At 74.0% G+C, this 26,565-nt stretch carries 15 protein-coding genes and 1 riboswitch; of the genes, 8 read left to right on the forward strand and 7 right to left on the reverse strand.

Annotated elements, in window-relative coordinates:
* Nucleotides 1-570 precede the first annotated feature (570 nt).
* The 3 genes from ACGFW5_RS11460 (at nucleotide 571) to ACGFW5_RS11470 (ending at nucleotide 4,469) form a co-directional block, all read left to right on the forward strand.
* Nucleotides 571-1,692, forward strand: coding sequence for a PP2C family protein-serine/threonine phosphatase (locus ACGFW5_RS11460; protein ID WP_393833948.1), 1,122 nt, complete (start codon nucleotides 571-573; stop codon nucleotides 1,690-1,692).
* 258 nt (nucleotides 1,693-1,950) lie between these two features.
* Nucleotides 1,951-2,121: riboswitch (cyclic di-AMP (ydaO/yuaA leader) on the forward strand.
* A gap of 9 nt (nucleotides 2,122-2,130) precedes the next feature.
* Nucleotides 2,131-3,291 (forward strand): M23 family metallopeptidase, encoded by a 1,161-nt coding sequence (locus tag ACGFW5_RS11465; protein WP_393833949.1) that lies wholly within the window; start codon nucleotides 2,131-2,133, stop codon nucleotides 3,289-3,291.
* A gap of 233 nt (nucleotides 3,292-3,524) precedes the next feature.
* The gene (locus tag ACGFW5_RS11470; RefSeq protein ID WP_393833950.1) at nucleotides 3,525-4,469 is read left to right on the forward strand and encodes an aldo/keto reductase; all 945 of its coding nucleotides are present in this window, start codon (nucleotides 3,525-3,527) and stop codon (nucleotides 4,467-4,469) included.
* Between the two features lie 5 nt (nucleotides 4,470-4,474).
* Here ACGFW5_RS11470 and ACGFW5_RS11475 read toward each other — a convergent pair whose 3' ends face one another.
* The 4 genes from ACGFW5_RS11475 to ACGFW5_RS11490 form a co-directional block, all read right to left on the reverse strand.
* Nucleotides 4,475-6,001 (reverse strand): PrsW family glutamic-type intramembrane protease, encoded by a 1,527-nt coding sequence (locus ACGFW5_RS11475; protein WP_393833951.1) that lies wholly within the window; start codon nucleotides 5,999-6,001, stop codon nucleotides 4,475-4,477.
* An 85-nt stretch (nucleotides 6,002-6,086) separates the two neighbouring features.
* Entirely contained in the window at nucleotides 6,087-6,974 is an 888-nt protein-coding gene (trmB, locus tag ACGFW5_RS11480) for a tRNA (guanosine(46)-N7)-methyltransferase TrmB (protein WP_393833952.1), read from the reverse strand.
* Nucleotides 6,975-7,693: 719 nt separating this feature from the next.
* The gene (lhgO, locus tag ACGFW5_RS11485) at nucleotides 7,694-8,899 is read right to left on the reverse strand and encodes an L-2-hydroxyglutarate oxidase (RefSeq protein ID WP_393833953.1); all 1,206 of its coding nucleotides are present in this window, start codon (nucleotides 8,897-8,899) and stop codon (nucleotides 7,694-7,696) included.
* A gap of 121 nt (nucleotides 8,900-9,020) precedes the next feature.
* Entirely contained in the window at nucleotides 9,021-10,436 is a 1,416-nt protein-coding gene (locus ACGFW5_RS11490; protein ID WP_328311523.1) for an MFS transporter, read from the reverse strand.
* 887 nt (nucleotides 10,437-11,323) lie between these two features.
* Here ACGFW5_RS11490 and ACGFW5_RS11495 point away from each other — a divergent pair.
* Nucleotides 11,324-13,519, forward strand: coding sequence for an asparagine synthase-related protein (locus ACGFW5_RS11495; RefSeq protein WP_393833954.1), 2,196 nt, complete (start codon nucleotides 11,324-11,326; stop codon nucleotides 13,517-13,519).
* A 218-nt stretch (nucleotides 13,520-13,737) separates the two neighbouring features.
* Nucleotides 13,738-16,929 carry a BTAD domain-containing putative transcriptional regulator gene (locus ACGFW5_RS11500; protein WP_393833955.1) on the forward strand — a complete coding sequence of 1,064 codons (3,192 nt, stop codon included), beginning with the start codon at nucleotides 13,738-13,740 and terminating at the stop codon, nucleotides 16,927-16,929.
* A gap of 58 nt (nucleotides 16,930-16,987) precedes the next feature.
* Here the strand turns inward: ACGFW5_RS11500 and ACGFW5_RS11505 are convergent, their stop codons facing one another.
* Together ACGFW5_RS11505 and ACGFW5_RS11510 are read right to left on the reverse strand one after the other, a co-directional pair.
* Complete coding sequence (locus ACGFW5_RS11505; protein ID WP_393833956.1) at nucleotides 16,988-19,285, reverse strand: sigma-70 family RNA polymerase sigma factor; 2,298 nt, start codon at nucleotides 19,283-19,285, stop codon at nucleotides 16,988-16,990.
* A gap of 386 nt (nucleotides 19,286-19,671) precedes the next feature.
* Nucleotides 19,672-20,514, reverse strand: coding sequence for a TetR/AcrR family transcriptional regulator (locus ACGFW5_RS11510; RefSeq protein WP_393833957.1), 843 nt, complete (start codon nucleotides 20,512-20,514; stop codon nucleotides 19,672-19,674).
* 327 nt (nucleotides 20,515-20,841) lie between these two features.
* On the opposite strand from ACGFW5_RS11510, the gene ACGFW5_RS11515 reads away from it, so the two are divergent.
* Together ACGFW5_RS11515 and ACGFW5_RS11520 are read left to right on the forward strand one after the other, a co-directional pair.
* Nucleotides 20,842-22,212 (forward strand): NAD(P)/FAD-dependent oxidoreductase, encoded by a 1,371-nt coding sequence (locus ACGFW5_RS11515; RefSeq protein ID WP_393833958.1) that lies wholly within the window; start codon nucleotides 20,842-20,844, stop codon nucleotides 22,210-22,212.
* A gap of 137 nt (nucleotides 22,213-22,349) precedes the next feature.
* Entirely contained in the window at nucleotides 22,350-23,993 is a 1,644-nt protein-coding gene (locus ACGFW5_RS11520) for a SpoIIE family protein phosphatase (RefSeq protein ID WP_393833959.1), read from the forward strand.
* Between the two features lie 18 nt (nucleotides 23,994-24,011).
* Here the strand turns inward: ACGFW5_RS11520 and ACGFW5_RS11525 are convergent, their stop codons facing one another.
* Nucleotides 24,012-25,292: an MFS transporter gene (locus ACGFW5_RS11525; RefSeq protein ID WP_393833973.1), complete on the reverse strand. Its 1,281-nt coding sequence runs from the start codon at nucleotides 25,290-25,292 to the stop codon at nucleotides 24,012-24,014.
* A gap of 180 nt (nucleotides 25,293-25,472) precedes the next feature.
* Between ACGFW5_RS11525 and ACGFW5_RS11530 the strand changes: the two genes are divergently transcribed.
* Nucleotides 25,473-26,039: a MarR family winged helix-turn-helix transcriptional regulator gene (locus tag ACGFW5_RS11530; RefSeq protein WP_393833960.1), complete on the forward strand. Its 567-nt coding sequence runs from the start codon at nucleotides 25,473-25,475 to the stop codon at nucleotides 26,037-26,039.
* The last annotated feature ends 526 nt before the right edge of the window (nucleotides 26,040-26,565 follow it).

The following is a 26,565-nucleotide window of genomic DNA, read 5'->3' on the forward strand; positions in this document are numbered from 1 at the left end:
CGGAACGTGGCGGAGGGTGCGTGCCGTGCTGCTCCCGCTCGTGCTCTGCGTACTCGTCCTGGGTGGCTGCCAGGAGCCGGGCGGGAAGGGCCCCGGGCCCGGACCCCGGCCCGTGCCCGCCGGCCGGCGGGTGCCGGTCCGCCCCTCGGCGGTCCCCGCGGGCTGCCGCCCCGAACGCGGCGGCTGGGCCGAGCCGCCGTGCGTGCCGGATCAGGGCGTCGTCCACCACCGCCACACCAGGGGAACCTGCCCCCGTACGCGTCCGGGCCCGCAGCGCTGCCGCCGCGCTTGACCGGGTGGGACGGCGGACGTGTCCGGGCCCGCAGTGCTGCCGCCGCCCTCGACCGCCCGGGCCGAGCCCCTGGTGAACCGTGCGAGCCGACGAGCCCTGGTGGACCGTGCGGGCCGAGCCCCTGGTGGACCGCCCGGGCCGAGCCCTGGTGAACCGTGCGGGCCGGCCCCGAGCGGGCGGGGTTCGTGCCCCCGCGCCCGTACTGATCCGCCGCGCCCGACGCCCCGCTTGGGCGCGTCCGAGTCGACGTCGGGGCCGGGACGGGGCAGTCTGGACGGGTGCGGCAGCGAGCAGAAGGCGACGGGCGCCTGGTACGGGCGCTACCCGTACTCCTCGTCGTCGTCGGCTTCGCCTTCGACGCCTCGACCCCGCCCGACCTGACGGCCGCCGCCCTCTTCGCGGGCGCCCCGGTCGCCGCGGCCCCGTTCTACTCGGGCCGTGGCACCGCCGCCGTCGGCATGGGCTCGGTGCTCGCCGTCGTGCTGCTCTGGTTCATACACGACCTCCCCAACCTCGGCGAAGGCGCCAGCGAGCTGTTCACCGTGCTCACGGTCGGCGCGCTCGCCCTCGTCATCAACAGCATCCTGCGCCGCAGTGGTGAACGGCTCGCATCGGCCCGTGTCATCGCCGAGACCGCGCAGCGCGCCGTGCTGCCCACGCCCGCGTCCCGCATCGGTGGCCTGCACGTCGCCGCGCGGTACGAGGCGGCGCAGGCGGACGCGTTCATCGGCGGAGACCTCTTCGCCGTGCAGGACACCCCGTACGGGGTCCGGCTCATCGTCGGCGACGTCCGCGGCAAGGGGCTCCAGGCGGTCGAGGCCGTCGCCGTGGTGATCGGGGCGTTCCGGGAGGCGGCCGAGCAGGAGTCCTCCCTGGAGGCGGTGACCCAGCGCCTGGAGCGGGCGCTGGCCCGCGAGGGCACCCGGCGCGACCGGCTCGACGCGGTCGAGGGGTTCACCACGGCGCTGCTCGCCGAGATCCCGCGCGGCGACGGCACCGTACGCACGGTGAACCGGGGCCATCCCGAGCCGTTCCTGCTGCACCCGGACGGATCCCTGGACGCGATCGTGCCGGCCGAACCCGCACTGCCGCTCGGCATGTCGGACCTCGGCGTGTGGCCGGACCGGGCCGAGCTGCGCCCCTTCCCGCCCGGTTCGACGCTGCTCCTTTACACCGACGGGCTCTCCGAGGCGCGCGACGCCCAGGGCATCTTCTACAACCCCGGCGCACGGCTGCGCGGCGCGATCTTCCCCGGCCCGGACGAGGTCCTGGACGCGCTCGTCGACGACGTACGCCGCTACACGGGCGGCGGCGCGAGCGACGACATGGCGCTGCTCGCGGTGGCCCGCCCGGCCGAGGGCCAGCCCGAGCGGCGGCGCACGGTCCGGATCGTGAAGTAGGGCCGCCGCCGTGGCGCGGGGTCACGGTGGGTGCGCGAAGGGTCTCCCTGCGCATAACAATTGACACTCCGTCAGAATGCGGGTGCGGCGGGTGTGGCTCCGAGGGGGCGTGAACTCGACCGGTTTGCCCCGGCAGTGGGCGCTAAGTCCGGGCCATGGCCGTTAACGATCAGTGGGGAACGGCTTGGAATCAACCCCCGCCTTCTATTAACGTTCGATAACGCAGCGCGGTCGTACCAGCCGTCGCCAAGGCGGCACCGTGCGCATGCGCCGAATCCCGCAAGGGAGCCGGGGGACCACCAACTTGGGGCGAATCGGGCATCCGCCATGGGCGCTCGTAGGAGACCTTCCTGCTCCGAACCCTCCTCCAGGGCCCTAACGGCCTAGGGACCCCCACCGCTGACCCGGTAGGCGAGAAGGAAGGAAAGGAGCGCCTTCGTGGCGTCCAACGACCCTGCTCTCGACACTCCCCTGCCTCCTGGGGCCGCGCTCTACGGGGACGCGCCCGGCGAGGACGAGAGCTGGGAGGAGTGGGACCCGACCGAGGAGTCCGTACGCGCGGTTCGCGGCCGGCACCGGGTGGCCAAGCAGCGCGGCGGCCTCGCCCGCAGCTCCACCGTCCTCGGCGTGGGGGTCATCGCGGCGGTCGGCGCGGGCGGCATGGCCACCGCGCAGAGCAAACCGCCCGTCTCCATATCCCTGCCCGACTCCCTCGCGGGGAGCCTGCCCGACCTCGGCTCGCTGCCGGGCGTCGGCGCACTCCTCTCGCACGGCGGTACGGGAGCGGACGCGCACGGCGGTACGGGAGCGGACGCGCACGGCGGTACGGGAGTGGACGCGCACGGGGACGCCTCCAAAACCGCGGCCGCCGAGGCCGACCGGAAGATCGCCGCTGCGCCGCTGAGCATGGCCGGGCTCTCCACCAGCGAGGCCGAAGGGGGCGCCACCGACGCCGGGGAGGCACTGCGCGCCCGGATCCTCCAGCAGGCCGGGCAGCAGAAGGCCGCGGCCGTCGCCGAGGCGAAGGCCGCCGCGGAGAAGGCGGCGGCCCAGAAGGCCGCGGCCGAGGCGAAGGCCAAGCAGGAGGCCGCCAAGGTCCAGGCCGCCGCCGAGGCCGCGAAGGCCGCCGCCGAGAAGAAGGCGGCCGAGGAGGCCGCGGCGAAGAAGGCGGAACAGGCGCGGCTGGCGGAGCTGGCCGCCGAATACTCCCTGCCGGTGGGCTCGTACACGATCACCTCCACGTTCGGCGAGGCCGGCTCGATGTGGTCGTCCGGCCACCACACCGGCCTCGACTTCGCCGCGCCCACGGGCACCCCGCTCAAGGCGATCCACTCCGGGACGGTCAAGTCGGCGGGGTGGGCGGGGGCGTACGGGTACCGGACGGTCATCACGCTCGAGGACGGGAGCGAGCTCTGGTACTGCCACCAGTCGTCGATCGCCGTCGGCGCGGGGCAGAAGGTGACGACGGGGGAGGTCGTGGGGCGGGTCGGTGCGACGGGGAACGTGACGGGGCCGCATCTGCACCTTGAGGTGCATGCGCCTTCCGGTACGGGGATCGATCCGATGACCTGGCTTCGGTCCAAGGGGCTCAAGCCGTGACGGTGTGACGGTGTGACGCCGGTGCGGGTGCCGTCGGTGCCGGTGCCGGTGCCGGCGCCGGTGCGGGTGCCGGTGCCAGTGCCGGTGCGGGTCGTGGGTGGCTTGGCTGTCTCGCAGTTCCTCGCGCCCCCGAATCCCCGTCGCTTTTCCCGTTGTTCCGCGTGTCTCTGGAGGGGCTGCCAGGAGAGGGCGAGGCGCGGAATACCTGGCCCCGTGCGGGAGTTGCTGTCGCCATGACCTCTCTTCGTGCGCTCGGCAGCTCCGATCTCTCCGTGTTTCCCCTCGCCCTCGGCGGCAACGTGTTCGGCTGGACCGCCGACCAGGACCAGTCGTTCGCCGTCCTGGACGCCTACACCGCCGGTGGGGGCAACTTCGTGGACACCGCCGACGCCTACTCCAAGTGGGCCCCCGGCAACTCCGGCGGCGAGTCCGAGACGATCATCGGGAAGTGGCTGGCCGCGCGCGGCAACCGGGCCGACGTGGTCATCGCCACCAAGGTCGGCGCCCACCCCCGTTACGAAGGGCTGGCCGCGACCACGATCAAGGCCGCCGCCGAGGAGTCCCTGCGCAGGCTCGGCACGGACTACATCGACCTGTACTACACACACTTCGACGACACCTCCGTGCCCGTCGAGGAGATCGTCACCGCGCTCGACCAGCTGGTGCGCGACGGCAAGGTCCGCGCGATCGCCGCCTCCAACATCACCCCCGAGCGGCTGCGGGAGTCCCTGGACTTCTCCGACCGCGAGGGCCTGGCCAAGTACGTGGCGCTCCAGCCGCACTACAACCTGGTCTCCCGCGGCACCTACGAGGGCGTGCTCCAGGACACCGCCTCGCGCGCGGGTCTGGCCGCCGTGCCCTACTTCGCACTCGCCTCCGGCTTCCTCACCGGCAAGTACCGTCCGGGCCAGGCCGTGGACAGCGCGCGGGCGACGGGCGCGGGCAAGCATCTGGAGACCGAGCGGGGCCGCAAGGTGCTGGCCGCGCTCGACCGGATCGCCCAGGAACGCGACGCCGAGATCGCCACGGTGGCGCTGGCCTGGCTCGCCGCGCGACCCACCGTCGCCGCGCCCATCGCGTCGGCCCGCACCGTCGAGCAGGTCCCGGCGCTGCTCGCGGTCGCCGACCTGGAGCTCACCGACGCGCAGCTCTCGGAACTGACCGCCGCGTCAGCGTAGCCGCGTCAGCGTAGATAGGGGTTGTGGGGGCCGCGCCGCGCCGGGTCCCCGGCCGGGCCCGGCTGCCCGTACGGGGCGTACTGCGGGTGCGGGGCGTGCTGGGGGTGCGGGGCGTACTGCGGGTGTGGGACGTACTGCGGGTGCGGAACGTACTGCGGGTGCTGGGTGTACGGCTGCGGCGGGCCCGGCTGCGGGGGCATCCAGATCCGGCCCGACGCTCCCGCCGCGTACAGCAGCGCCGGGCCTGCGACCGGCTTGCGCTCCCACAGATGGTGGAGCAGCTCCTGCTCGCGTGCCGCGAAATCGGGCCCGGGACCCGTGGCGCCCGCGCTGCGGTAGGCACGGTGGCGCAGGAAGGCGAGGGCGGTCGCGAACGCCTCGTACTCGGCGACCGCACGCGCCGCCCGCTTCCCGCCGAAGCGGTGGTGCGCGAAGTCCCGGGCCGTCGCACGGGCCCGCATCGAGGACAGCGCCAGCGGCTCCACCGGCCCCAGCCAGCCGGCCGCGGCGTACGCGGGCAGCTCGGCGGCGACCGTACGCAACTCGCGCTGCCGGCTCCAGATCGCCAGCCAGGTGAGCAGCCCGAACACCGGCACCATGACCGCCCCGTACACGATGTAGAACCCGTACACCCCGAACAGGGCCGAGCTGTTCCACAGGGCGTGCATGCCCATCGCGAGCACCAGGCCGAGCAGCGGGAACGCGGTGCGGCGCAGCCGCCTGCCGGGCGGCGAGAGCGCGGCGAGGCCGAAGCCGATGCCGGTCAGGACGGTGAACAGGGGGTGCGCGAACGGGGACATGACGACCCGCACGAAGAAGGTCGCGGCCGTCGTGGACGTCAGGCCCGCGCTGTGGCTGGCCTGGTCCTCACCGAACGCGTTGCCCAAGTACAGGATGTTCTCGGTGAACGCGAAGCCGGTCGCGGTGAAACCGGCGAAGACGACACCGTCGACGATGCCCGTGAAGCAGCGCCTCCTGAAGAGGAACAGCAGCAGGACGGCCGCCGCCTTCGCGCTCTCCTCGACGATGGGCGCTATGACGCTCGCGCCCAGGTGATCGGCCGAGGAGGGGTCGGCGGTGGCCGTGGCTATCCACCGGGTCGCGAACGAATTGGCGATGATCGCCACCAGGGCGGCGGCGCAGGCGCCCCACGCCAGGGCGAACAGGAGATTGCGCCACGGGCCGGGGTCGACGCGGTCGAGCCAGCGGAACGCCGCCGCGAGCAGCGGCACCGGAAGCACCGCGAGCCCGAGCCCCACCAGGAACCCCTCGGTGCCCGTCTGTTCCCGTACGAGCGCGAGGATCACCAGGCCGCACAGGGCGAGCAGGGTGATCAGCGCGCCCGCGCGGACCGCCTTGGAACGCCAGAAGTCGCGGCGCGGCCGGTAGCGCCACTTCGACCGGTCCGGCGGGACCTTGTCGAACCGGGGCTCGTCCGCGCACGCCGGGACCGGCCGGGCCGCGACGGCCTGGCCGGGCTGCTGGGGCGCCTGCCCGGGGTGCGGGCGGTGCGGAAGCGACTCGAAGGACACGGGACGACCCTAACGAGGGTCACTGACAATCCGCGACGGCGCCTGCACTACCCGCTGTGTGCGCCGGGCCGGCGGGGCCGGTACGTCAGCCGTGTTCGCCGGCCTCGCCGCGTGCGGCCTGTTCTCCATGCTCGACCCGGCGGAACAGCAGGTCGTGGACCACGTGGCCCTTGTCCAGGCCCTGGCCCTCGAACCGGGTCAGGGGGCGGAACGCGGGCCGCGGCGCGTAGCCGCCGCCCTCCACCGTGTTCGCGAAGTCGGGGTGCGCGTCGAGGACTTCCAGCATCTGCTCGGCGTAGTCCTCCCAGTCCGTCGCGCAGTGCAGTACGGCTCCGGGCTTCATCCGTGTCGCGGCGAGCGAAAGGAACTCGGGCTGGATCAGGCGGCGCTTGTGGTGCCGCGCCTTGGGCCACGGGTCCGGGAAGTACACGCGGAGCCCGTCCAGGACCTCGGGCTCCAGCATCTCGCGCAGCAGGATGATGGCGTCGCCGTTGGCCACGCGGATGTTGTTGAGGCCGCCCCGTTCGGCGAGGCCGAGGAGGTTGCCCTGGCCGGGGGTGTGCACGTCGACGGCGAGGATGCCGGTGGCCGGGTCGTCGGCGGCCATCTGCGCGGTGGCCTCGCCCATGCCGAAGCCGATCTCCAGGACGACGGGGAGGCCGTCGAACAGCTTCGCCAGGTCGACCTTGGCGAGCCCGTCGATGTCGAAGCCCCACACCGGCCACAGGCGCTCCAGGTACTCACCCTGGCCGGTGGTGACGCGGCTGCGGCGGGGCTGGAAGCTGCGGATGCGGCGTTCGTGGTGCGAGCCGGCGGGGTCGGCGGCGGGGCCGCCCGGGAAGCGGGGCGCTTTGTCGCGCGGAAGGACCTGGCTTGCCGGGGTGGGCTCTTCTGGGGTGCGGGGCGCTTTGTCGCGCGGAAGGACCTGGCTTGCCGGGGTGGGCTCTTCTGGGGTGCGGGGCTGCTCAGACACAATGGGTCGATTCTACGGGGCGGGGGGCCGCTGGGTGCGGGTGCGGCCAGGTGTGGGGGCCGCGGGGTGCCACCTCCCTCCGCCTCCCGCTCGGGCCCGGCCCCGACTGCCCCGGCCCGGGCGAGCCCGGCCCCCGTCTTAGCCGGCGGCCCGTCGCCGACCGGTCGCGCAGTTCCCCGCGCCCCTTGGAAACCCGGTTTTTGTCTGCGGGCCGTGGCTGGCTGGTCGCGCAGTTCCCCGCGCCCCTTGGAAACCCGGTTTTTGTCTGCGGGCCGTGTGGGGCTGGACGCGCAGTTCCCCGCGCCCCTTAGCGGGGTCGTCCGGTCCCGGGTGGCGGGGGAAGGGAGCGCCGCATTTCCACCCGGCGAGGCCCGAACCCCCAGGGGCGCGGGGAACTGCGCGAGGAGCGGGCACGGTCCGCGGTCGAGGGCGGGTTTAGGGGCGCGGGGAACTGCGCGGGAAGCGGGCACGGTCCGCGGTCGAGGGCGGGTTTAGGGGCGCGGGGAACTGCGCGGGGAGCGGGCACGGTCCGCAGCCGAGGGGGGTTAGGGGCGCGGGGAACTGCGCGGGAGGCGGGCACGGTCCGCAGGGTGATGGCGGGTTTCAGGGGGCGCGGGGAACTGCGCGGGAGGCGGGCACGGTCCGCGGCCGAGGGGGGGTAGGGGCGCGGGGAACTGCGCGAGGAGCGGGGCAGGGCGGTGCCCGAAGGGGGCGCGGGGTCAGGGGTGGCGCAGGGTCGACAGGACCCGGTCCGCCACCTCCCTGCCGATCGGCAGGGACGCCGTCGCCGCAGGACTCGGCGCGTTCAGGACATGGACCACCCTTGGGGATGCACGGAACAGGAAGTCGTCCACCAGGGTGCCGTCCCGCAGGACCGCCTGGGCCCGGACGCCCGCCGGAGAGGGCCGCAGATCGGCGTCGGACACCCCGGGAAGCAGGCGGCGGACCGCGTCGGTGAAGGCCCGCCTGGACAGGGAGCGGTGCAGCTCGCCCGCGCCGTAGCGCCAGTGGCGCCGGGCTATGCGCCAGGAGCCCGGCCAGGCGAGCGTGCCGGCCAGCTCGCGCGGGCGGACCGTGCGCCAGTCGTAGCCCTCGCGGGCCGCCGCCGGCACCGCGTTGGGGCCGACGTGGACCGAGCCGTCGACACCCCGGGTGAGGTGGACGCCGAGGAAGGGGAACGCGGGGTCGGGCACCGGGTACACCAGGCCCTTGACCAGGCCGGGCCGGGCCAGCTCGTAGTACTCGCCGCGGAACGGCACGATCCGTACCCCCGGGTCGTCGCCCGCGAGCCGCGCCACCCGGTCGCAGTGCAGCCCCGCGCAGTTGACCAGGGCGCGGGCGCGCAGCACCGTGCCGTCGGCGGTGCGCACGGCGACTCCCAGGGAGGCGCGCCGGTCGATGCGGACGACCTCCGAGCCGTAGCGCACCTCGGCGCCGGACAGCTCGGCGAGACGCGCCGCGACCGCCCGGTAGTCGCACACCCCCGTCGTGCCGACGTGGATCGCGGCGAGGCCCCGCACCTCGGGCTCGTACTCCGCTATCTGTGCCGGGCCCAGCTCGCGCACCGGGATGCCGTGCTCACGGCCGCGCTGGACCAGCGCGTGCAGACGCGGCAGCTCGGCGCGCCCGGTGGCCACGATCAGCTTGCCGGTCACCTCGTGGGCGATGCCGTGCCGCGCGCAGAACTCGACCATTTCGGCCGCGCCCCGCAGCGCGAAGCGTGCCTTCAGGGACCCGGGCGGATAGTAGATGCCGCTGTGGATGACCCCGCTGTTGCGCCCGGTCTGGTGCCGGGCGGGGCCGCTCTCCTTCTCCAGGACCGTCACGCGTGTGCCGGGGGCCGCCTGCGTGAGCGCGTACGCCGTCGACAGACCCACGATCCCGCCGCCGACCACCAGCACGTCGCAGTCGTACGTCGTCGTCACTCCAGGCACCTCCCACCCCGGTCGCGTCTTTCCCGGAGGACGGCCCCGGACCCCCTCACCACATACTGCACTGGCCCACTGACAATCCCGGTAAACGTCCGGTGGAGGCCCTACGCGGGCTCTATGCCGGGGTGACGAGCAGCGGCCGCGCCCGTTCGCGCAGCTCGGCGACGCGTGGCTCGTCCCCGTACGGCTCCAGGCGGTGCAGCAGATCGCGTACGTACTCGGTCGTGCGGGCCGACGAGATGCGGCCGGCGACCTCGACGGCCCGGGTGCCCGCCGCGCACGCCGCGTCCAGGTTGCCCGATTCCAGTTCGGCGACCGCGCTGACCACGAGGCGCAGCCCGTGCGAGCGGACGAACTCCTCGGTGGGCCGCGACAGGGCCTGCTCGGTGAAGCGGCGCACCTGACGGGGCGCCTTCAGGTCGCGGTAGCACTCGGCGGCGTCCGCCGCGAAGCGGTCGTAGGAGTAGAAGCCGAGCCAGGACGGGTCGCTGTCGCCGTCGCGCGAGCGCTCCAGCCACGCCTCGGCGGCCTTCAGGGCGGCCTCGGCGGGGTGCCCGTCGCCGGCCTTGGCGTGGGCGCGCGCCTCCACGAGGCGGAAGAAGGACATGGTGCGGGCGGTGGCGAGCCCGCGGTTGCGCTCGACGGCGGCCTGCGCGAGGTCGACGCCCTCGTCGGCGAAGCCCCGGTAGGTGGCCTGGAGCGACATCGAGGCGAGGACGTATCCGCCGAGCGGTACGTCCGCCGCGGCGCGGGCGAGCCGCAGCGCCTGGATGTAGTAGCGCTGCGCAGCCTCCTGCTGGCCGGTGTCGAAGGCCATCCAGCCGGCGAGCCGGGTCAGCTCGGCGGTCGCGCCGAACAGGGCGCGGCCCACCTCGTCGCTGTAGGAGCCGAGCAGCAGCGGGGCCGCGTCGACCCGTAAGCACTCGGGCACCATCGACGAACGCCAGTCGCCCCCGCCGTACTTGGAGTCCCACCGGCGGGCGTCCTCGGCGGCCTCGCGGAGCTTGGCGACATCGCTGTGGCCGACTTTCAGCGGTGGCAGGTCGGTGAGGTCGGTGCTGCGGGCCACCGAGGAGTCGGCCGGTGTGATGAGCCAGCGGGAGGCCGGCGTGGCGTAGGCGCTGACCGCGAAGGACCCCGCGAGCGACTGCCAGATGCCGCCGCCGGCCCGCCGCCCGGCCAGATCCAGCCGGTACAGATCGGTCGCCGAGCGCACCGCCTCCGAAACGTCGCGCGGGAAGGCGAGCCCGACCTCGGGTGCCGGGTCCGCGTCCGCGAGGCCGATTTCGTGCAGCGGGACGGGCCGGCCCAGCTTGGCACCGATCGCCGCCGCTATGAGATGGGGCGCGGCGCCCTGCGGCACCATGCCCTTGGAGACCCACCGGGCCACGGAGGTCTTGTCGTAGCGAAGGGTCAGGCCCCGCTGCGCGCCGAGGTCGTTGACCCGGCGGGCGAGGCCCGCGTTGCTGATTCCCGCGAGGGCGAGAACGGTGCCGAGCTTCTCGTTCGGCCCGCGTTGCTCCCTGGACATGCGCCACCCCTCGACACAGACGGCGTTCTCCCCGGATGGTGCGGTGTCCGGATCGTCGGCCGCACAAGCACGTGGCCGAGCCCTCGGGAATATGCCACCCGTGAGGAACAGCAGTAAACACAGCGTAGTTCGCCGCATCCCGACCGTTAAGGGGCGGACTTCCGTATGGCGAGATTGTTTTCCGTACGGTCCGGCGTCGGCGCGCGCGGACGCGGCGGGAACGCGGAGCCGTTGCGCCGGGGGTGCGGCGACCATGGCCGCCGCCGCGCTCCTGGCGTGTGGCCGTGCGCCCGGCCGTGCGCTCTCGCCGGGCCCCCAGGGGGGCGCTTCCATGTGGGGTGCGTGGGTCGGCCCGCTGCATGGATACGGCGGGCTGGGGGACACCGCCGCCTCAATCCCCGCGGGTGGCGGACCGGTCCGGGAGGCGAACAGCGCCTCCCGGACCGTGTGTTGTGAGCCCCAGGAGCACGGTGTGGCGACCGCTGGGCGCTACGAAAATGGCCGAATATCGCCCCCCGTCGCATGGATGGGGCGTGCCTGGTCGATCACGGCGCACCCGTCCCGTACGTCCCGGGAGCGATGCCAATCGGCCACCGTCCGGGGCGCATTCACTTTGCGCGCCCCCTCTCCGTAGCCCCTCCGTGGCGCTGTTGTCGTGGCAGCATGGGGTCCTGGACGTCTTCGGGCCGCACGGGAGCGTCATGCGGGCGCCCCGGAACGTGCCCGAACGCGGCCGGGGTCCTTCGGGGAACCCCTGCGCCGGGCCGGTGCGGGGCCGGTGCGGGGCCGGTTCGGGACCGGTTCCGATCCGGGGATCCGGGGTCGCCGGGGATCCGGGGGCCGGGCCGAGGGTTGTCCACGAGTTGTCCACAGCCTGTGGAGGCGCGATGCGATGGTTGGTGGGGTGGAGCAGCGTCGCCGCAGGCTTCCGCACGGGCTCCTACGGGGCGGGCGCCTACGAGACGAGCGGATACGCGGCGGGCGGATACGCGACGCACGGGAACGCGGCCGGCGGGTACGGCGCGGGCGCCCGTGCCACGGCCGGCGCCGTCGGCGAGCCCGACGAGGGCCGCACCGTCCACCCCGTCGGCGCCCAACTCCTGTGGGGCGACCCGGATCCGCTGTGGGCGGTCGGGGACTGGCGGCCCGACGAGATCAGGATCGTCAGCGTGGGCGCCGACACCCGCCTCGCCGTACTGGGCTGCTGCGCCGCCACCGACGAAGAGCTCCGCGTCGGCCTGTTCGCCGCGCGCGGTGGCGCGCTGCGCCACCTCTCCGCGTGGCCCGGCAGCTACACGGCCGTCGCCCAAGTCGCCCGCCGCGTCACGGTCGTGGGCGACCTGGCCGGCGCGCGGCCCGTCTTCTACACCCCCTGGGCGGGCGGCACGGCGTACGGCACGGCGGCACTTCCGCTCGCCGACCTCACCGAGGCCCAGCTCGACATCGGCCATCTCGCCGCCCTCCTGGCCTGCCCCGACGTGCCCGAAGCGCTCGGCGACTCCACGCCGTACGCGGGGGTGCGGCGCATCCCGCCCGGCCATGCGCTCGTCCTGCGCGAGGGATCGCGCGAGATCACCGGGTACGAGCCGGTCGCCTCGCTCGCGGTGGCCGGCCCCCAACTGGCGCCCGCCGCAGCGGTGGAGGGCGTGCGCGACGCGCTGGTGTCCGCGGTACGGGCCAGACTCACCGCGCCCCGGCACGCCCCCGAGACCCTGCCGCCCGACCCGGGCCCCGTCCCCGGCATGGGCCCTGCCGAGCGGCGCGCCGCGCGCGGGGGCCCGGCGCCGGGCATAGGGGCCGACCTGTCCGGCGGCCCCGCGTCCGCCACCCTCGCCCTGCTCGCCGCCGGGCTGCCCGGCGTGCCCGGCACCGTGCTCGGCCACGGCACCGGCGCGGGCGAACGTCTCCTCGCCGTCACCTTCAACGACCTCGCGGTGCCGGGCCGCAGGGCCGAGCTGGAACGGGCCGGAGCGATGGCCGCCAACCCCCGCCTGCACCACGTGGTGGTGACGGGCGGCGACGAATCCCTGCCCTACGCCGACCTGGAAGGCCCGCTCACCGACGAGCCGGGCCCGTCCCTGACCGAGGCCCCGCGCCACCGCCGACGCCTCCTGTCGGGCAGTGCGGACCACTTCACCGGGAGCGGCGCACGCCAGGTCCTTGACGCCCATCCGGCGCGCCTGGCCGACCTTCTGATGGACCGTCAGCGACGTCATCTGCTCCGCCCGGCCACGGCGCTCGCCAAGGCGGGCGGACCCTCGGCCAACTCCCTGTTCGTGCCGCTCACCGTCTACCGCGCCGCCCGCCGCCTGGCCCGCACGCCCTATCGCGCCGGCATCGAATCGGCAGCGGACGCCTTGCGCGAGCCCCGCGTCGACGACGCGGCGAGCCCCCTGTCGATCTCCCTCGCCGCCCTGTCCTGGACGCGCCCGGGCCCGGCGGCCCGCTGGCTGACCGGGGAGGCGCTGGCGGAAGTATCGGTTCGTCTGATGGCGTCGGCGACCCGCCCGGCCCCCTCGCAGCGCCCCGGCGAGGCCCGCGCATCGGCCGCGCTCGCCCGGTACGCGTCGGACCACCGCATCCTGGAGCAGGCCGCCGAGGTGCGCAGCCAGCGCCTGCACGCCCCGTTCCTCGACAACCAGGTCGTACGCGCCTGCCGGGCCCTTCCGAAATCCCTGCGCGTCCAGCCCGGCGCCCGCGCCACGATCCTGCGTACGGTGCTTTCGGCGTCCGGGGTGCGCGAACTGCCGCCCGGCTGGGGCGCCCCCTCCCACGCCCCGTCGACGGCCGCCGCCCGCGCGGGCCTGCGCCAGTGCGCCGATCCGCTGGTCTCCCTCTTCGACGCCCCGCTGCTGGCGGACGCCGGCCTGATCGAGGCCCGCACGGTACGCAAGGCGGTCCGAGCGGCGGCAGCGGGCGAACCCGTCCCCCTGGACGGCCTGGCCGACCTGATCTCCACGGAGTTGTGGCTGCGCCGCCTGCTCGCCCGACGCGGCACCTGCTGGACGGGCACGGCCGCACCGAAACAACGAGCGGTGGCAGGCGGCGTGACCCCGCCGAGGAGACCGACCTTGCGGTCGTGAGCAGGATGCGGCGCGGGCGGGCAGCAGGCGAGCGGGCCGGCCGGGCAGGCGGGCAGGCGGGCAGACCGGCGGGCGGGCAGGCTGGGGGCGGGCGGGCAGACCGGCGGGCTGGCCGGCGAGCAGGCGGCCGGGCAGGCGGGCAGGTGGGCAGACCGGCGGGCGGCAGGCGGGCTGGCCGGCGAGGGAAGCACCACCCCACGGCCCCGCATAATGAACCCGTGCGGTACCTGATCCTGGGCGCCACGGAGGCGCATGACGACACCGGCACCGCCCTGCCTCTGGGCGGGCCCAGAGTGCGCGCCCTGCTGACCGCCCTCGCCCTGCACCCCGCCCGCTTCGTCCCCGTACCCACCCTCATCGACGACGTATGGGCCGACGATCCGCCCCAGGACGCGCCCGCCGCCCTCCAGGCCCTGGTCGGCCGGCTGCGCCGCGCGATCGGCAGACAGGCCCTGGAGTCGGGGCCCGCCGGCTACCGGCTCGCCGCGCCGCCGCAGGCGATCGACCTGTACGCGTTCGAGGAACGCGCGGCCCGGGGCGCGGCCGAGCTCGCCGCGGGTGACCCGGAGGCCGCGGCGGACACCCTGCGCGCCGCTCTCGCCCTGTGGCGCGGCCCCGCCCTCGCCGACCTCCCCGAACGTCATGCGGCCGTACGCCCCGAGGCCCACCGCCTGGCCGCGCTGCGTCACCGCATCGAGGCCGACCTCCGGCGCGGCGCCACAAACGGGCTGCTCCCCGAGCTGATGGAGCTGCTTGCCTCGCACCCGTACGACGAGACGCTGCACGCCCAGCGGATCCGTACGCTGCGCGCCGAGGGCCGCCGGGCCGACGCCCTCGCCGCGTACGAGGAGGCCCGCCGCACCCTGGCCGACTCCCTCGGCGCCGACCCGGGCGCCGAACTGGCGGGGCTGCACGCGGAGTTGCTGCGCGAGACCGCGGAGCCCGCCGCGGCGGCCACCGAGGGCAACCTCCGCCCCCGGCTCACCTCGTTCGTGGGCCGCGAGCCAGAACTGGCCGCGATCCGGGCCGACTTGGCGGCTTCCCGCCTGGTCACCCTCACCGGCCCCGGCGGCACCGGCAAGACCCGTCTCGCGGAGCGGTCCGCGTCGGCGTCGGGCACGTCCGCCTGGCTCGTGGAGCTCGCCCCGCTCGACGAACCCGACGCCGTCCCCGGCGCCGTGGTCTCCGCGCTCGGCCTGCGCGAGACGGCCCTGCTGGGGCGCGAGGGCCAGCCCGCGCACAACGACCCCACCGCCCGCCTCGTCGACGACCTCTCACGCCGGCCGGACACGCTGCTCGTCCTCGACAACTGCGAGCACGTCATCGACGCCGCCGCCCGGCTCGCCGAAACGCTCCTCACCCGCTGCCCCCGGCTCCGCATCCTCGCCACCAGCCGCGAGCCGCTTGGCGTACCGGGCGAGGCGGTCCGCCCGGTCGAGCCGCTGCCGCCGCTCCCGGCCCACCGGCTGTTCGCCGAACGCGCCCGCACCGTGCGCCCCGACTTCGATCCCGACGCCGACACCGAGGCGGTCGCCGAGATCTGCCGCCGCCTCGACGGGCTTCCGCTCGCCATCGAACTGGCCGCGGCCCGCCTGCGGCTGCTCACCCCGCGCCAGATCGCCGACCGCCTCGACGACCGCTTCCGCCTCCTGACCGGCGGCAGCCGCACCGTCCTTCCGCGCCAGCAGACCCTGCGCGCCGTCGTCGACTGGTCCTGGGGCCTGCTCGACCCCTCCGAGCGTGACGTCCTGCGCCGTGCCTCGGTCTTCGCGGGCGGCTGGGACCTCGCGGCCGCCCAAGCGGTGTGCGGCGCCACCGACGACCTCGCCGCGCTCGTCGAGAAGTCCCTGGTCATCGCGGTCCCCACGGACGACGGCAGCGGCATGCGCTACCGCATGCTGGAGACCATTCACGAGTACGCCGCCGAGCGGGCCGCCGAGGCCCCCGAAACGCTGCGCGAGGCGGCCGAGGCCCACACCGCGTACTACGGCGCCCTGGTCCGCCGGGCGGAACCCCAGGTCCGCTCGCACGACCAACTCCCGTGGATCCGGCGCCTGGAGGCCGAGCTCGACAACATCCGGGCCGTGCTGCGCCGCACGACGACGCCGCCCGCCGCCGACGAGGGCGCCGCCACCGAACTCTCCCTGTCCATGGGCTGGTTCTGGTGGCTGCGCAACTACCGGGCCGAAGGAGCCGACTGGGCGCGGGCCGCGGCGGAGCTCTCGCCCACCCCCGCCGACGCGTCCGACCCGCGGCACTGGCCGCGACTCCACCTCGACCTGCTCCGCTTCTTCCTGCTCTCCGATGTCGACCGCGACCAGGGGTTCGCCGACCCCGCCGTCCAGGACCGCCTCACCGAGATCCGGCGGGCCTTCGAGGCCGGCGGGCCACAGGCGGCCCGCTTCCCGGGACTGCTCTGGCCGTTCGCGACGTTCCGCACCGATCCGCCGAGCATGGTGCGCGAGTCGATCGACGCCGTCGTCACCAACTGCCGCCGCCACGGCGACGACTGGGCGGTGGCGGTGAGCCTGATGTTCCGTACCCATATGGCCATCGACATGCCGGGCGGCTTCGAGGGCGTCGACGACGACCTCGCCGAACTGCGCGAGCTCGGCCGCCGGGTCGGCGACCGCTGGATGCGCGCCCAGGTGGCCGGCGCCGCCGCCGAAGCCGCGATGACCCGCGGCCTTCCCGAGCTGGCCCGCCCCGCCTACGAAGAGGCCCTTCAGCTCTCCCGCGAGGTCGGCGCCCACCAGGAGGCCCCCTTCCTCACCGCCCGGGTCGGCGAACTCTGCTACCGCGAAGGCGACCTGGACGCCGCGGAGAAAGCCCTGCTGGAAGCCGCGGCCGAGGCACGGCGCCACCGGGTGGTCGAGGCCCTGCCGTACGTCCACTCGCTGCTCGCCACCATCGCCCTCGACCGGGGCGACACCGCGGCCGCCGTCGCCCTGCGCGGGCAGGCACTCGACTTCTCGACGGCGGGACCGCAGGGCCAGCCCCCGCACTTCACCGCGCTGCTCGACGCCCTCGACGCCCGGGTCACCGCCGTCGAGTCGGGCCCCATGAAGGGTCTGGCGCGCATGGCGGACGCCCTGCGCACGGCGTCCGGCGCCCAGTGCACCGAGCTCGTCCTGGCCCATCTCGCCGAGCGCGCCGCCCAGTTGCTGACCGACCTCGCCGAGCACGCCCGCGCGGTGCGGGTCCTGGCCGCGGCCGCCTCCTGGCGCGCCGGCATCCCGCGTTCCGTACCGGAGGCGGCGATCGAGGAGTCCATCGTCGTACGGGCCCGCCGCGCGCTCACACCCGAGCAGTACGCGACGGAGAGCGCGGCCGGGACGGGCCTGACCCCGTCCGCGATCCTGCCGATCCTGGACGCGGTGACCGGCGCCGCGCCGACGCCCGGCCACTGAGCGCCGCCCGGCCGTGGCCCTCGGCGGGGCCGGGGCCACCGGCGCTGCCGGGTACCCCCTAGCGGCAGCTGATCTGCGACTGCGCCCAGTCGGCGAGCGCGGCCGTCCCGAACGTGCCCTCCGGCTCCACGACGAGCCGGATCGTCCGGCGGCCCGAGAGGTCGGCGTGCACCGGCACCGCCGGGTCGCCGCCGTGCAGCACGGGCGAGCGCCACAGCAGAGCACCGTCGCCGTACACCGAGAACCGCACCACCCCGAGCCCCATCGCCAGACGGTCCACGCCCGCGTACGCGTCGTAGGTGCGGCACTGGCGGTTGAGGTCGATGGTCACCGAGGACCTGCCCTGCACGGTCACGCCATGCGGATAGCGGCTCTCACCGATCCGCATGCTTGAGCGCTGCCACAGCCAGCTGGAAGCGCCGAGCCGCACCTCGGGCTCGGTGCCGTCGCCGAGGACGCCGTACCGCAGGCGGTTCACCTGGTACACGGTCGGCGCGGGCGGTGGCGGGGGAGGCGTCGGCTTCGGCGGGGCCGGCTTCGGCGGGGGCGCCGGTGGGGGAGGCGTCGGCCGTGGGTGGGTCGGCGGGGGCGGGGTGGGCCTTGCCGCGGGCTTCTTCGCCGCGGGGCGGGCCGGTGGTGGGGGTTGGGGCGCGGCCGGCTCCGGCGGGGCGGGCGGCTCGGGTGCCGGCGGCTGCTCGTGCGGTACGACGGGCGCGACGGCGGGGGGCTTCGCGTCGGGTTTGGGGGGCGAAGCGTCGTTGCCGGTCAGCGCGAACACGACGCCGGCCGCCACCGCCAGGGCCACCGCCGCCGCGATGCCCGCCTTGGCCGGGGCGCCGAGCCCTTCCGACGCCGCGGCGCCCGCGGCCGCCCCGCCGGACGAACCGCCGCCCGTCGCCGCGGCCGCGGCCCCCGCGCCGGCCGCTCCGACGGCGCCACCCGCCACGACTCCCGCCGCCTTGAGCGAGAACCCGGCGGCGAACCAGCCGATGACCGCGACCGGGAGCAGCGCGGGAATCCCGGCGTTGACGTCCTTGAGCTCGACGACCGCGACCCGGCACCTCGCGCACTCCTCCAAGTGCTTGCTGAGCCCGCGCTCGGCCCGCATCCGCAACCCGCCCCGCGCGTATGCGCCGAGCCGGTCCGCGTAGCGGGCGCAGTCCCCGCCGGAGGTCAGGGCGGTGGAGACATGCGCCTGGAGGTAGGCCTGCTTGAGACCTTCCCTGGCCCGGCTGGCGAGCACCGCGGTGGCGTTGGCGCTCAGCCCGAACAGCGGCGCGATCTCGCTGGGCGACTCCTCCTCGACGGTGGTGTGCCACAGCACGGCCTGCCATCGCTCGGGCAGTGAGCGGAACGCCTGCATGGCCAGTGTCTGGTCGGCCTCGTGCATGGCCCGCACGTCGGCGCCCAGGTCGATGGTGTCGTCGTCGGACACCTCCGCCGAGCGCGCGGCCTCCTCCGCGAAGACCGCGAAGTCGTCCACCAGCCGCTCCCGCTTTGCGGTCCGCGTCCAGGACGCGGCGACCCGCCGCACGGTCGTCATCAGGTAGGCGCGCACGGCGTGTTCGGGCCCGGCTCCGCCGCGTACCGCCTGAAGCGTCCGCGCGAAGACCTCCGCCGTCAGGTCGTCGGCGGTGTGCGCGTCGCGGCAGCAGCTGCGGGCATAGCGGCGCACCGCGTCGGAGTGGCGGCGGAACAGTTCCTCGTACGCGCTGTCGTCGCCGGCCCGCATCGCGTGGATCAGATCGGCGTCGGACTGTCCGGCCTCGGCGATCTCCAGGGCCATGCCTTCGCGCAGCCCGCCCTCGCGCTGCGGCGGCACGCTCGCGCCCGGCTCCCCGATGCCGTCCATGGGGCCCCACGGGCCGGGCAGTACGTTCCCGCCGAGCTCGTGACCGGCCATCCGCCCCGCGTCACCCGCCGCACGCGGCCCGCCCACCCTGCCGGAGCCACCCACCACGCCCCGCCCGTCGAAGGAACCGGCGCCGTCCGAGAACCCGGCGCCGTCCGAGAACCCGGCGCCGTCCGGGAAGCCGGGCCCGGCTGGGAATCCGGGACCGTCCCCGAACCCGGAATCGCCCGCCCGCCCGGCGCCGTCCCCGAGCCCGGAGTCGTCCGGAAACGCCGAGGTGCCCGAGGCGTCGGAACCGTCCCTGAAGCCGGAACCGGAACCCGCACCGGCCTGCCCGGGAACAACCGGGGAGCCGTCGTGCGGGCCCCCGTGCGGGCCCCCGTGCGCACCGCTTCCGGGGCCGCCCTGGTTCGGCACCTGCCGGGGCGGCCGCGCGCCGTCGGACCCGCCGGATTCCGGCCCGCCGCCGCCCGAGCGCGACTCGTCCCGCTCTTCAACGCCCATAGCGGAAGCTCCCGTAAGCACGCTCAGACCCGACCACCGGGCAAGCGTGCCACAGAGCACAAGCGGAGCCGAGCCTCAGGACCGGCAACCACTCATCCGGGGAGACTTACCGCACCCGAGCACTAGGGGGTGTCTGGTGGATCATGGCCGGGGGTGCGGCGCCTGGCACGGCACCTCGCGGCGTTGCCGAAACGCCCCGATAGCTCCGCTATCACGACGTTCCGGCGCCTTGCGATGCACCGCACCAGGCGCCGCACCCTGACCGACCCTGATCCACCAGACACCCCCTAGCCGTCACCCTTTCGGGAAAACCCGCGGGAGACCCGAAAGAGCGGAAGACGGCTGCGCGGCAGCGCAATACGGCCACGCCGCACGGGAGTTGACCCTCAGGACGGGCGTGAACGGAGCCCTTCGAGCAGGATGTCGAGCAGCCGGGCCGAGGCGGCGGCCTGCTGGGTGGCGTCCGGCAACGACGGCGCCGCCGTGGCTATCACCAGGAGCACGTCGGCGACGGTCACATCACCGCGCAGCTCGCCCGCCGCCCGCGCCCGGTCCACCAACTGCCCCACCACGTCGAGCAGTTCGGCCGCACCTCCGTCGCTCAGCTCCTGCTCGGGAGCCGACCGCTGTTCGATCACCCGGCCCCAGCCAGGACCCTGCTCGGCCGCGCCCACCTGGCGCTGCTGCGGGACCCGCGCCTCGTCATGCCCGTCACGCCCGCCGTCCGGCCGCCCGCCGTCCGACCGCGAGCCGTCACCCCGTACGCCATCGGCCAGCACGCCCTCCGGCTCCTCGGCGTCCACGCCGACGCGCAGCACCTGCGGCGGAAGCAGCCGGCCGGCGCCCGAGGCCGCCGAGGTGCGCAGGAAGCACGAGAGCGCGGACCAGGGTTCCTCCTCCTGGCCGAGCGCGGTGCGCGCCTGGTCGGTCAGCCGTGAGGTCTCCTCCTCGGCTATCCGGCGCACCAGGACGTCCTTGCTCGGGAACCGCCGGTAGACGGTGCCCACCCCGACCCTGGCCCGGCGCGCCACGTCCTCCATCGGCGCCCCGTAACCGAGCTCGCCGAACACTTCGCGCGCAGCACGCAGCACATGTTCGAGGTTGCGCTGGGCATCCACCCGCAGTGGCGCGGAACGCTGCGCGCCGACGCCCAGACCCGTACTCAATCGGCCGTGTCCGTCGGATGCCGCGGCGACGGCGGTCTGCCAATGAGAGTCCTGAATGTGCATTGATCCCCCGGTAATAACGTCTCCCCCCGGAGACTCCCCGCCCTGACAGCCGGGGGCGGGTCCCTCACCCGAAACCCCGACGGGATACGAACATAGTTGAGCCGGACTCAATTCAGAAGAGGTTCTTCCGCGCGGCGTGCCCCCCGATCGGACCAAGGACCGAAACCTGACCGAATCGGACCCCGCCCAGCACCCGACCCACACCGCCTGACCTGCGGTTTTGCCGCGACGGGCGGGCGAGCGGGCCGACTGCCTCAGGACTGCCCTCCAGTCACACAATTTGTCAGGCCTGTGGACAAAGCCCGAGGCCCGTTGCGTCATGGTGGGGTGACAGAACCTGTGCGCGTTCTCGTGGTCGGCGGCGGATACGTCGGGATGTACACGGCGCTGCGCCTGCAACGCGGGCTCAAGTCCGAGCTGAGCAGCGGCACCACCGAGATCACCGTGGTGACCCCGGACCCGTACATGACGTACCAGCCGTTCCTGCCCGAGGCGGCGGCCGGCAACATCTCGCCGCGGCATGTCGTGGTCCCGTTGCGCCGGGTCCTGGACAAGTGCCGGATCGTCATCGGCGAGGCCGACCGCGTCGACCACGCCGGGCGCACCGTCACCGTCACCACGCTGGCCTCGCCCGAGGACGGCACCGGCTCCGTCCGCCTCCCGTACGACGAGCTCGTCATCGCACCCGGTTCGATCTCACGCACCCTGCCGGTCCCCGGCCTCGCCGACTACGCCATCGGCTTCAAGACCGTCGAAGAGGCCATCGGCCTGCGCAACCACGTCATCGAGCAGATGGACATCGCCTCCTCGACCCGCGACCCCGCCATCCGCGACGCCGCCCTGACCTTCGTGTTCGTCGGCGGCGGCTACGCGGGCGTCGAAGCGCTCGCCGAGCTGGAGGACATGGCGCGCTACACCGCGCGGTACTACCACAACATCAAGCCCGACGACCTGAAGTGGATCCTCGTCGAGGCCAGCGACACGATCCTTCCCGAGGTCGGCGAGGAGATGGGCCAGTACGCGATCCGCGAACTGCGCTCCCGCAACATCGACGTACGCCTTCGGACCCGGCTCGACAGCTGCGAGAACCGGGTCGCCGTCCTCAGCGACGGGGCCCGCTTCCCCACCCGTACCGTCGTGTGGACCGCGGGCGTCAAACCCGCACCGCTGCTCGCCGCCACCGACCTGCCGCTGAACGAGCGCGGCCGGCTGCGGTGCACCGCCGAGCTGCGCGTCGAGGGCGTGCAGCACGCCTGGGCCGCGGGTGACGCGGCCGCCGTCCCCGATCTGACCTCCCGCGAGAAGGGCAAGGAGTGCGCGCCCAACGCGCAGCACGCCGTGCGCCAGGCCAAGGTGCTCGCCGAGAACGTCGCCGCGGCCGTACGGGGCGGAACGTTCAAGGAGTACCGGCACACGTACGCGGGCTCGGTCGCCTCCCTCGGCCTGCACAAGGGCGTCGCCCATGTCTACGGCCGCAAACTCAAGGGCTATCCGGCCTGGTTCATGCACCGCGCCTACCACTTGAGCCGCGTCCCGACCTTCAACCGCAAGGCCCGGGTGCTCGCCGAGTGGACCCTCGCCGGGCTCTTCAAACGCGAGATCGTCTCGCTCGGATCGCTGGAACACCCGCGCGCCGAGTTCGAGATCGCCGCAGGCGGCAGCCCGCCCGCCAAGGGCCCCGGGCCGCACGACAACTGACGGTTGTCAGTGCGCTCGGTCACACTGGACGTGTGACCATAGGTTGGCCCACACCTGCACAGAGTGATCCAGCGGCTCAGCACCGCACCCCCACCGGCAGCACAGCACCCGCAGCAACACACGAGGCTTGGAACACCGTGAACTTCACGCGTTGGAGCGCCCGGCTCCCCGGTACGCAGCGCCGCGCCGCAGCACGGACCGACCGCGCCGACCGGGGCTCCGTGCCCGCGGCCCGCGGCGAGTCCGGGCAGCAGCTTGAGCCCTGGCCGGACGAGACGGCCGAGACACCGGCCCTGGACGACCTCTCCGTGCGCGACATCCTCGGCCAGCTCCCCGCCCTGGTCGCGCTGGTGAGCGGCCCCGATCACCGCATCGCGTACGTCAACGACGCCTACGCCGCGGCCTTCGGCGCCCGCCCCATCGGCGCGCCCGCCGCCAAGGTCTCGCCCGAGCTCGCCGAGCTCGGCCTGCTCCCGCTGATGGACCAGGTGCTGCGCAGCGGCACGTCGCGCACCGTCAAGTCCCGCAAGCTCCAGGGCGCCGGCTCCTACACGGTGACGTGCAGCCCCGTCGAGGTCCCCGGCCAGGAGGAAGGCGGCGTCCTCGTCTTCGCCGCCGACGTCACCGACCACGCGGAGGCCGCCGAGCGGCTGCGCGCCAGCGAGCGCCGCCACCGCGAGACGGCCGTCACCCTCCAGCGCTCCCTGCTCCCGCAGGAACTGGAACAGCCCGACGACCTGCGGGTGGCCGCCACCTACCAGCCCGGCGGCACCGACGCCGCGGTCGGCGGCGACTGGTACGACGTGATCACCCTGGGCGCCGGCCGCACCGCCCTCGTCATCGGCGACGTGATGGGCCGCGGGGTGCGCGCCGCCGCCGTCATGGGTCAACTCCGCACCGCGGTCAGGGCGTACGCACGCCTGGACCTGCCCCCGCACGAGGTGCTTCAGCTCCTGGACGGGCTGGCCGCCGAGATCGACGCCAGCCAGATCGCCACCTGCGTCTACGCCGTGCACGACCCCAACGAGGGACGCCTGGTGTACGCGTCGGCGGGCCACCTGCCCGTGCTCGTACGCCACGAGGACGGCACCGTGCACCGCGCCGAGGAACCGACGGGCCCCCCGCTCGGCACCGGCGGCTGGCTGCACACCTCCGGCACGATCGACCTGCCGCCCGGCGCCACCGCGGTCCTCTATACGGACGGCCTGGTCGAGCGCCGCAGGGAGGACATCGACGAGGGCGTGGCCGCCCTGGCGCGGGCGCTGTCCGGCGCGGTCGGCACCCCACAGGTGGTGTGCGGCCGGCTGCTGCGCGCCCTCGGCGTGACCGCCGAGCACGACGACGACGTGGCGATCCTGGTCTGCCAGCACCCGGCCCGTTCGGGGCCGACCGCCGAGCTCTTCCACAACGCGGCCCTGGACCTGCTCGGCGGCATCGAGGCCGCGCCGCGCGCCCGGGCCTTCGCCTCCGGCGTCCTCGCCTCCTGGCGCTTCCCCGTGGAGCTGCGCGACCTGGGCGTCCTGGCCGCGAGCGAGCTGGTGGCCAACTCGCTCCAGCACGGCACCCCGCCGATGCGGCTCAGGCTCCGCCGCACCGACCGGCGCCTGATCATCGAGGTGACGGACGGCGACGACCATCTGCCGCGCCGCCGCCGCGCCGACCCCGGGGACGAAGCAGGACGAGGCATCTCGATCGTCGCGACGATCGCCTCGTCCTGGGGTTCGCGCCGCACACCGGGCGGCGGCAAAGCGGTGTGGTGCGAGTTCGCCCTGCCCAAGTAGCCGCTTGAGCGGCGCCGGTCAGGCGTTGGCGGGCGCCTGCTCGGGCAGGTGCACCGCGACCACGCGCGACGTCGCCGCGAGCATCGGGTGGTCCTGCGCGAGCGTCAGCCTCTTGCCGAGCCGCAGCGCGAGAGCGGTGATCCCGAGCGAGAACAGGACGAACGTCACGATGTACGGCCCGTGCAGCGCGGCCCCCATGGGCCCGCCCACGGCCGGACCGACCGCCAGCGCGAGCTGCTTGACCAGCGCGAACGCCGAGTTGTACTGCCCGACCATCGACTCCGGCGCCAGATCGGCGACCAGCGGCGCCACCGTCGGCGACAGCATGGCCTCGCCGAGCCCGAACAGGGCGTACGTCGAGACGAAGGCAGCGGTCGCCATGGCCTGGCTGCCGTGCCCGAGCCCCGCGTAACCGGCCACGACCCACGCGAAGGCCCAGATGAGCCCGACGGACGCGATGACGCGGCTGCGGCGCCGACGCTCCACGAACTTCAGCACCAGGAACTGCGCGGCCACGATGACGGCCGTGTTGGCGGCGAGTGCGATCCCCAGCGTCGAGGGCTTGATCCCGGCGGCCTCGGTGCCGTACGCCGCGAGGCCCGACTCGAACTGCCCGTAACAGGCGAAGAACACCACGAACCCGAGCCCGCACAGCTGCACCATCGCGCGGTGCCCGAGGATCGTACGGATCCCGCCGCCCGCACCCTGCTCACCCTTGGGCCGCGCGTCCGAGAGGGACATCGGGCGCGGCATCCTCGCGGAGCCGGCGACCCCGGCGAGCACCAGGAACATCACCGCTTCGATGGAGAAGAGGAGAGTGAAGCTGGAGGGGCGGCTCTCGTCGACGATCTGGCCGCCGATGAGCCCGCCGATGCCGAGCCCGAGGTTCTGGAGGAAGAACTGGAGGGCGAAGGCGCGGGTACGGGTCGCGGGGCCGGTGCACCAGACGATCATCGTCGCGAGCGCCGGCTGCATCACGGCGGTCCCGGCGCCGAGCAGCGCGGCCGATGCCACGGCCGCGGGCACGCTGGAGGCGAAGCCCATGCTCAGCGCGCCGGCCGCGGCCAGCACCGCGGCGCCGACCAGGACCGGCAGCGGGCCGCGCCGGTCGATGACCCGCCCGGTGAACGGCAGCACCGCGAGCGCGGCCATGGCGAAGACGGCGAGCACGACACCGGCCGTACTCGCACCCAGGTCCCGCACCTGGGCCACGTACACATAGAGGTACGGAACGGTGAACCCGAGCCCGAACGCGCTCAGCACGTTGCCCGCCTGGATCCGGCGCATCGCTGCACCCATCGCCTTGGTCACACTCACCACCTTGAGTTCTGGAAGTTCGAAGAGCCCGAGCCCCGCACGTGAGCCGGAGGGCTCGAACGTGAAGGGCTCAGTTCTGAAGACTTCAACACTAAAATTAGATCCTTAACAATACACACTCAAGGACTTAGATGCCAACGGCCGCCGTGCCATACTCGCGACATGGCTGAGACCACGGAGCCCAGCGAGCCCGACGGCTCCCAGGAGCCGACCCTCGACGAACAGATCGCCGCGTATCAGCGCGAGTACCGCGACCTCGACCCCCAGGTGGAGAAGGTCGTCTCGGCCCTCGGCCGCCTGAACCGACGGATGAACGTGGCGTACGGCCGCCAGGTCGCCGCCCTCGGCATCAGCAACACCGAGTGGGAAGTCCTCAAGACCCTGCTGCTCGCCGGCGAGCCCTACCGCCTGGGCCCCGGCGAACTCGCCAAGCGCCTCGGCCTCACACCGGCCGCCATGACGCACCGCATCGACCGGATGGCGGGCGAGGGCCTGGTCACGCGCGACCGCGACGAGAACAACCGGGTACGCGTCATCGTCGAGCTGACCGATGAGGGCCGTACGAAGTGGCTTGAGGCCATGCGCATGGCCAGCGACTTCGAGGAAGACCTGCTCCAGGACCTGTCTCCGCAGGAGCGCGGCGTCCTCGGCGAGATGCTGATCCGCCTGCTCCGCCGGGTGGAACACGCCCAGCCGGACGCGGGCGGCCGTCTCACCGACCTGGACTGAGACCCGCTCGCCGAAAAACCAGCTCGCCGAAAAACCAGTGGACAGGAGGCCGGACCGGGGTTGACACGGCCCCGCCCGGTCCGTAAGGTTCTTCGAGTTGTCGCGGAGCCGATACGGTTCTGCAACGAACGTCCGCCGCAGATTCTGCGGCCACCCAACTCAGCACGACCTCCCGATCGGGAGCGTTTTCGGCATGCCGAATTCCTTTCGATTGAGACCGGAAGCCCCGATTACGGGTTGCCGGGAAAGTCCGCTAGAGTTCGGGAGTCGGAACGGCCCAACAGCCGGGAAGACAAGCCGACTTGGCCCCGGGAGACCGGGAATCAGGCCCGAAAGGATCTGATAGAGTCGGAACCGCCGGAAAGGGAAACCCGAGAGGGAGAACCGGAAAGGCACCGAGAAAATCGGACACGAAAGAGTCTGATAGAGTTGGAAACACGAAATACCGAAGGGAAGCGCCCGGAGGAAAGCCCGAGAGGGTGAGTACAAAGGAAGCGTCCGTTCCTTGAGAACTCAACAGCGTGCC

The sequence above is a fragment of the Streptomyces sp. NPDC048416 genome (assembly GCF_043200435.1).
GTDB lineage: Bacteria > Actinomycetota > Actinomycetes > Streptomycetales > Streptomycetaceae > Streptomyces.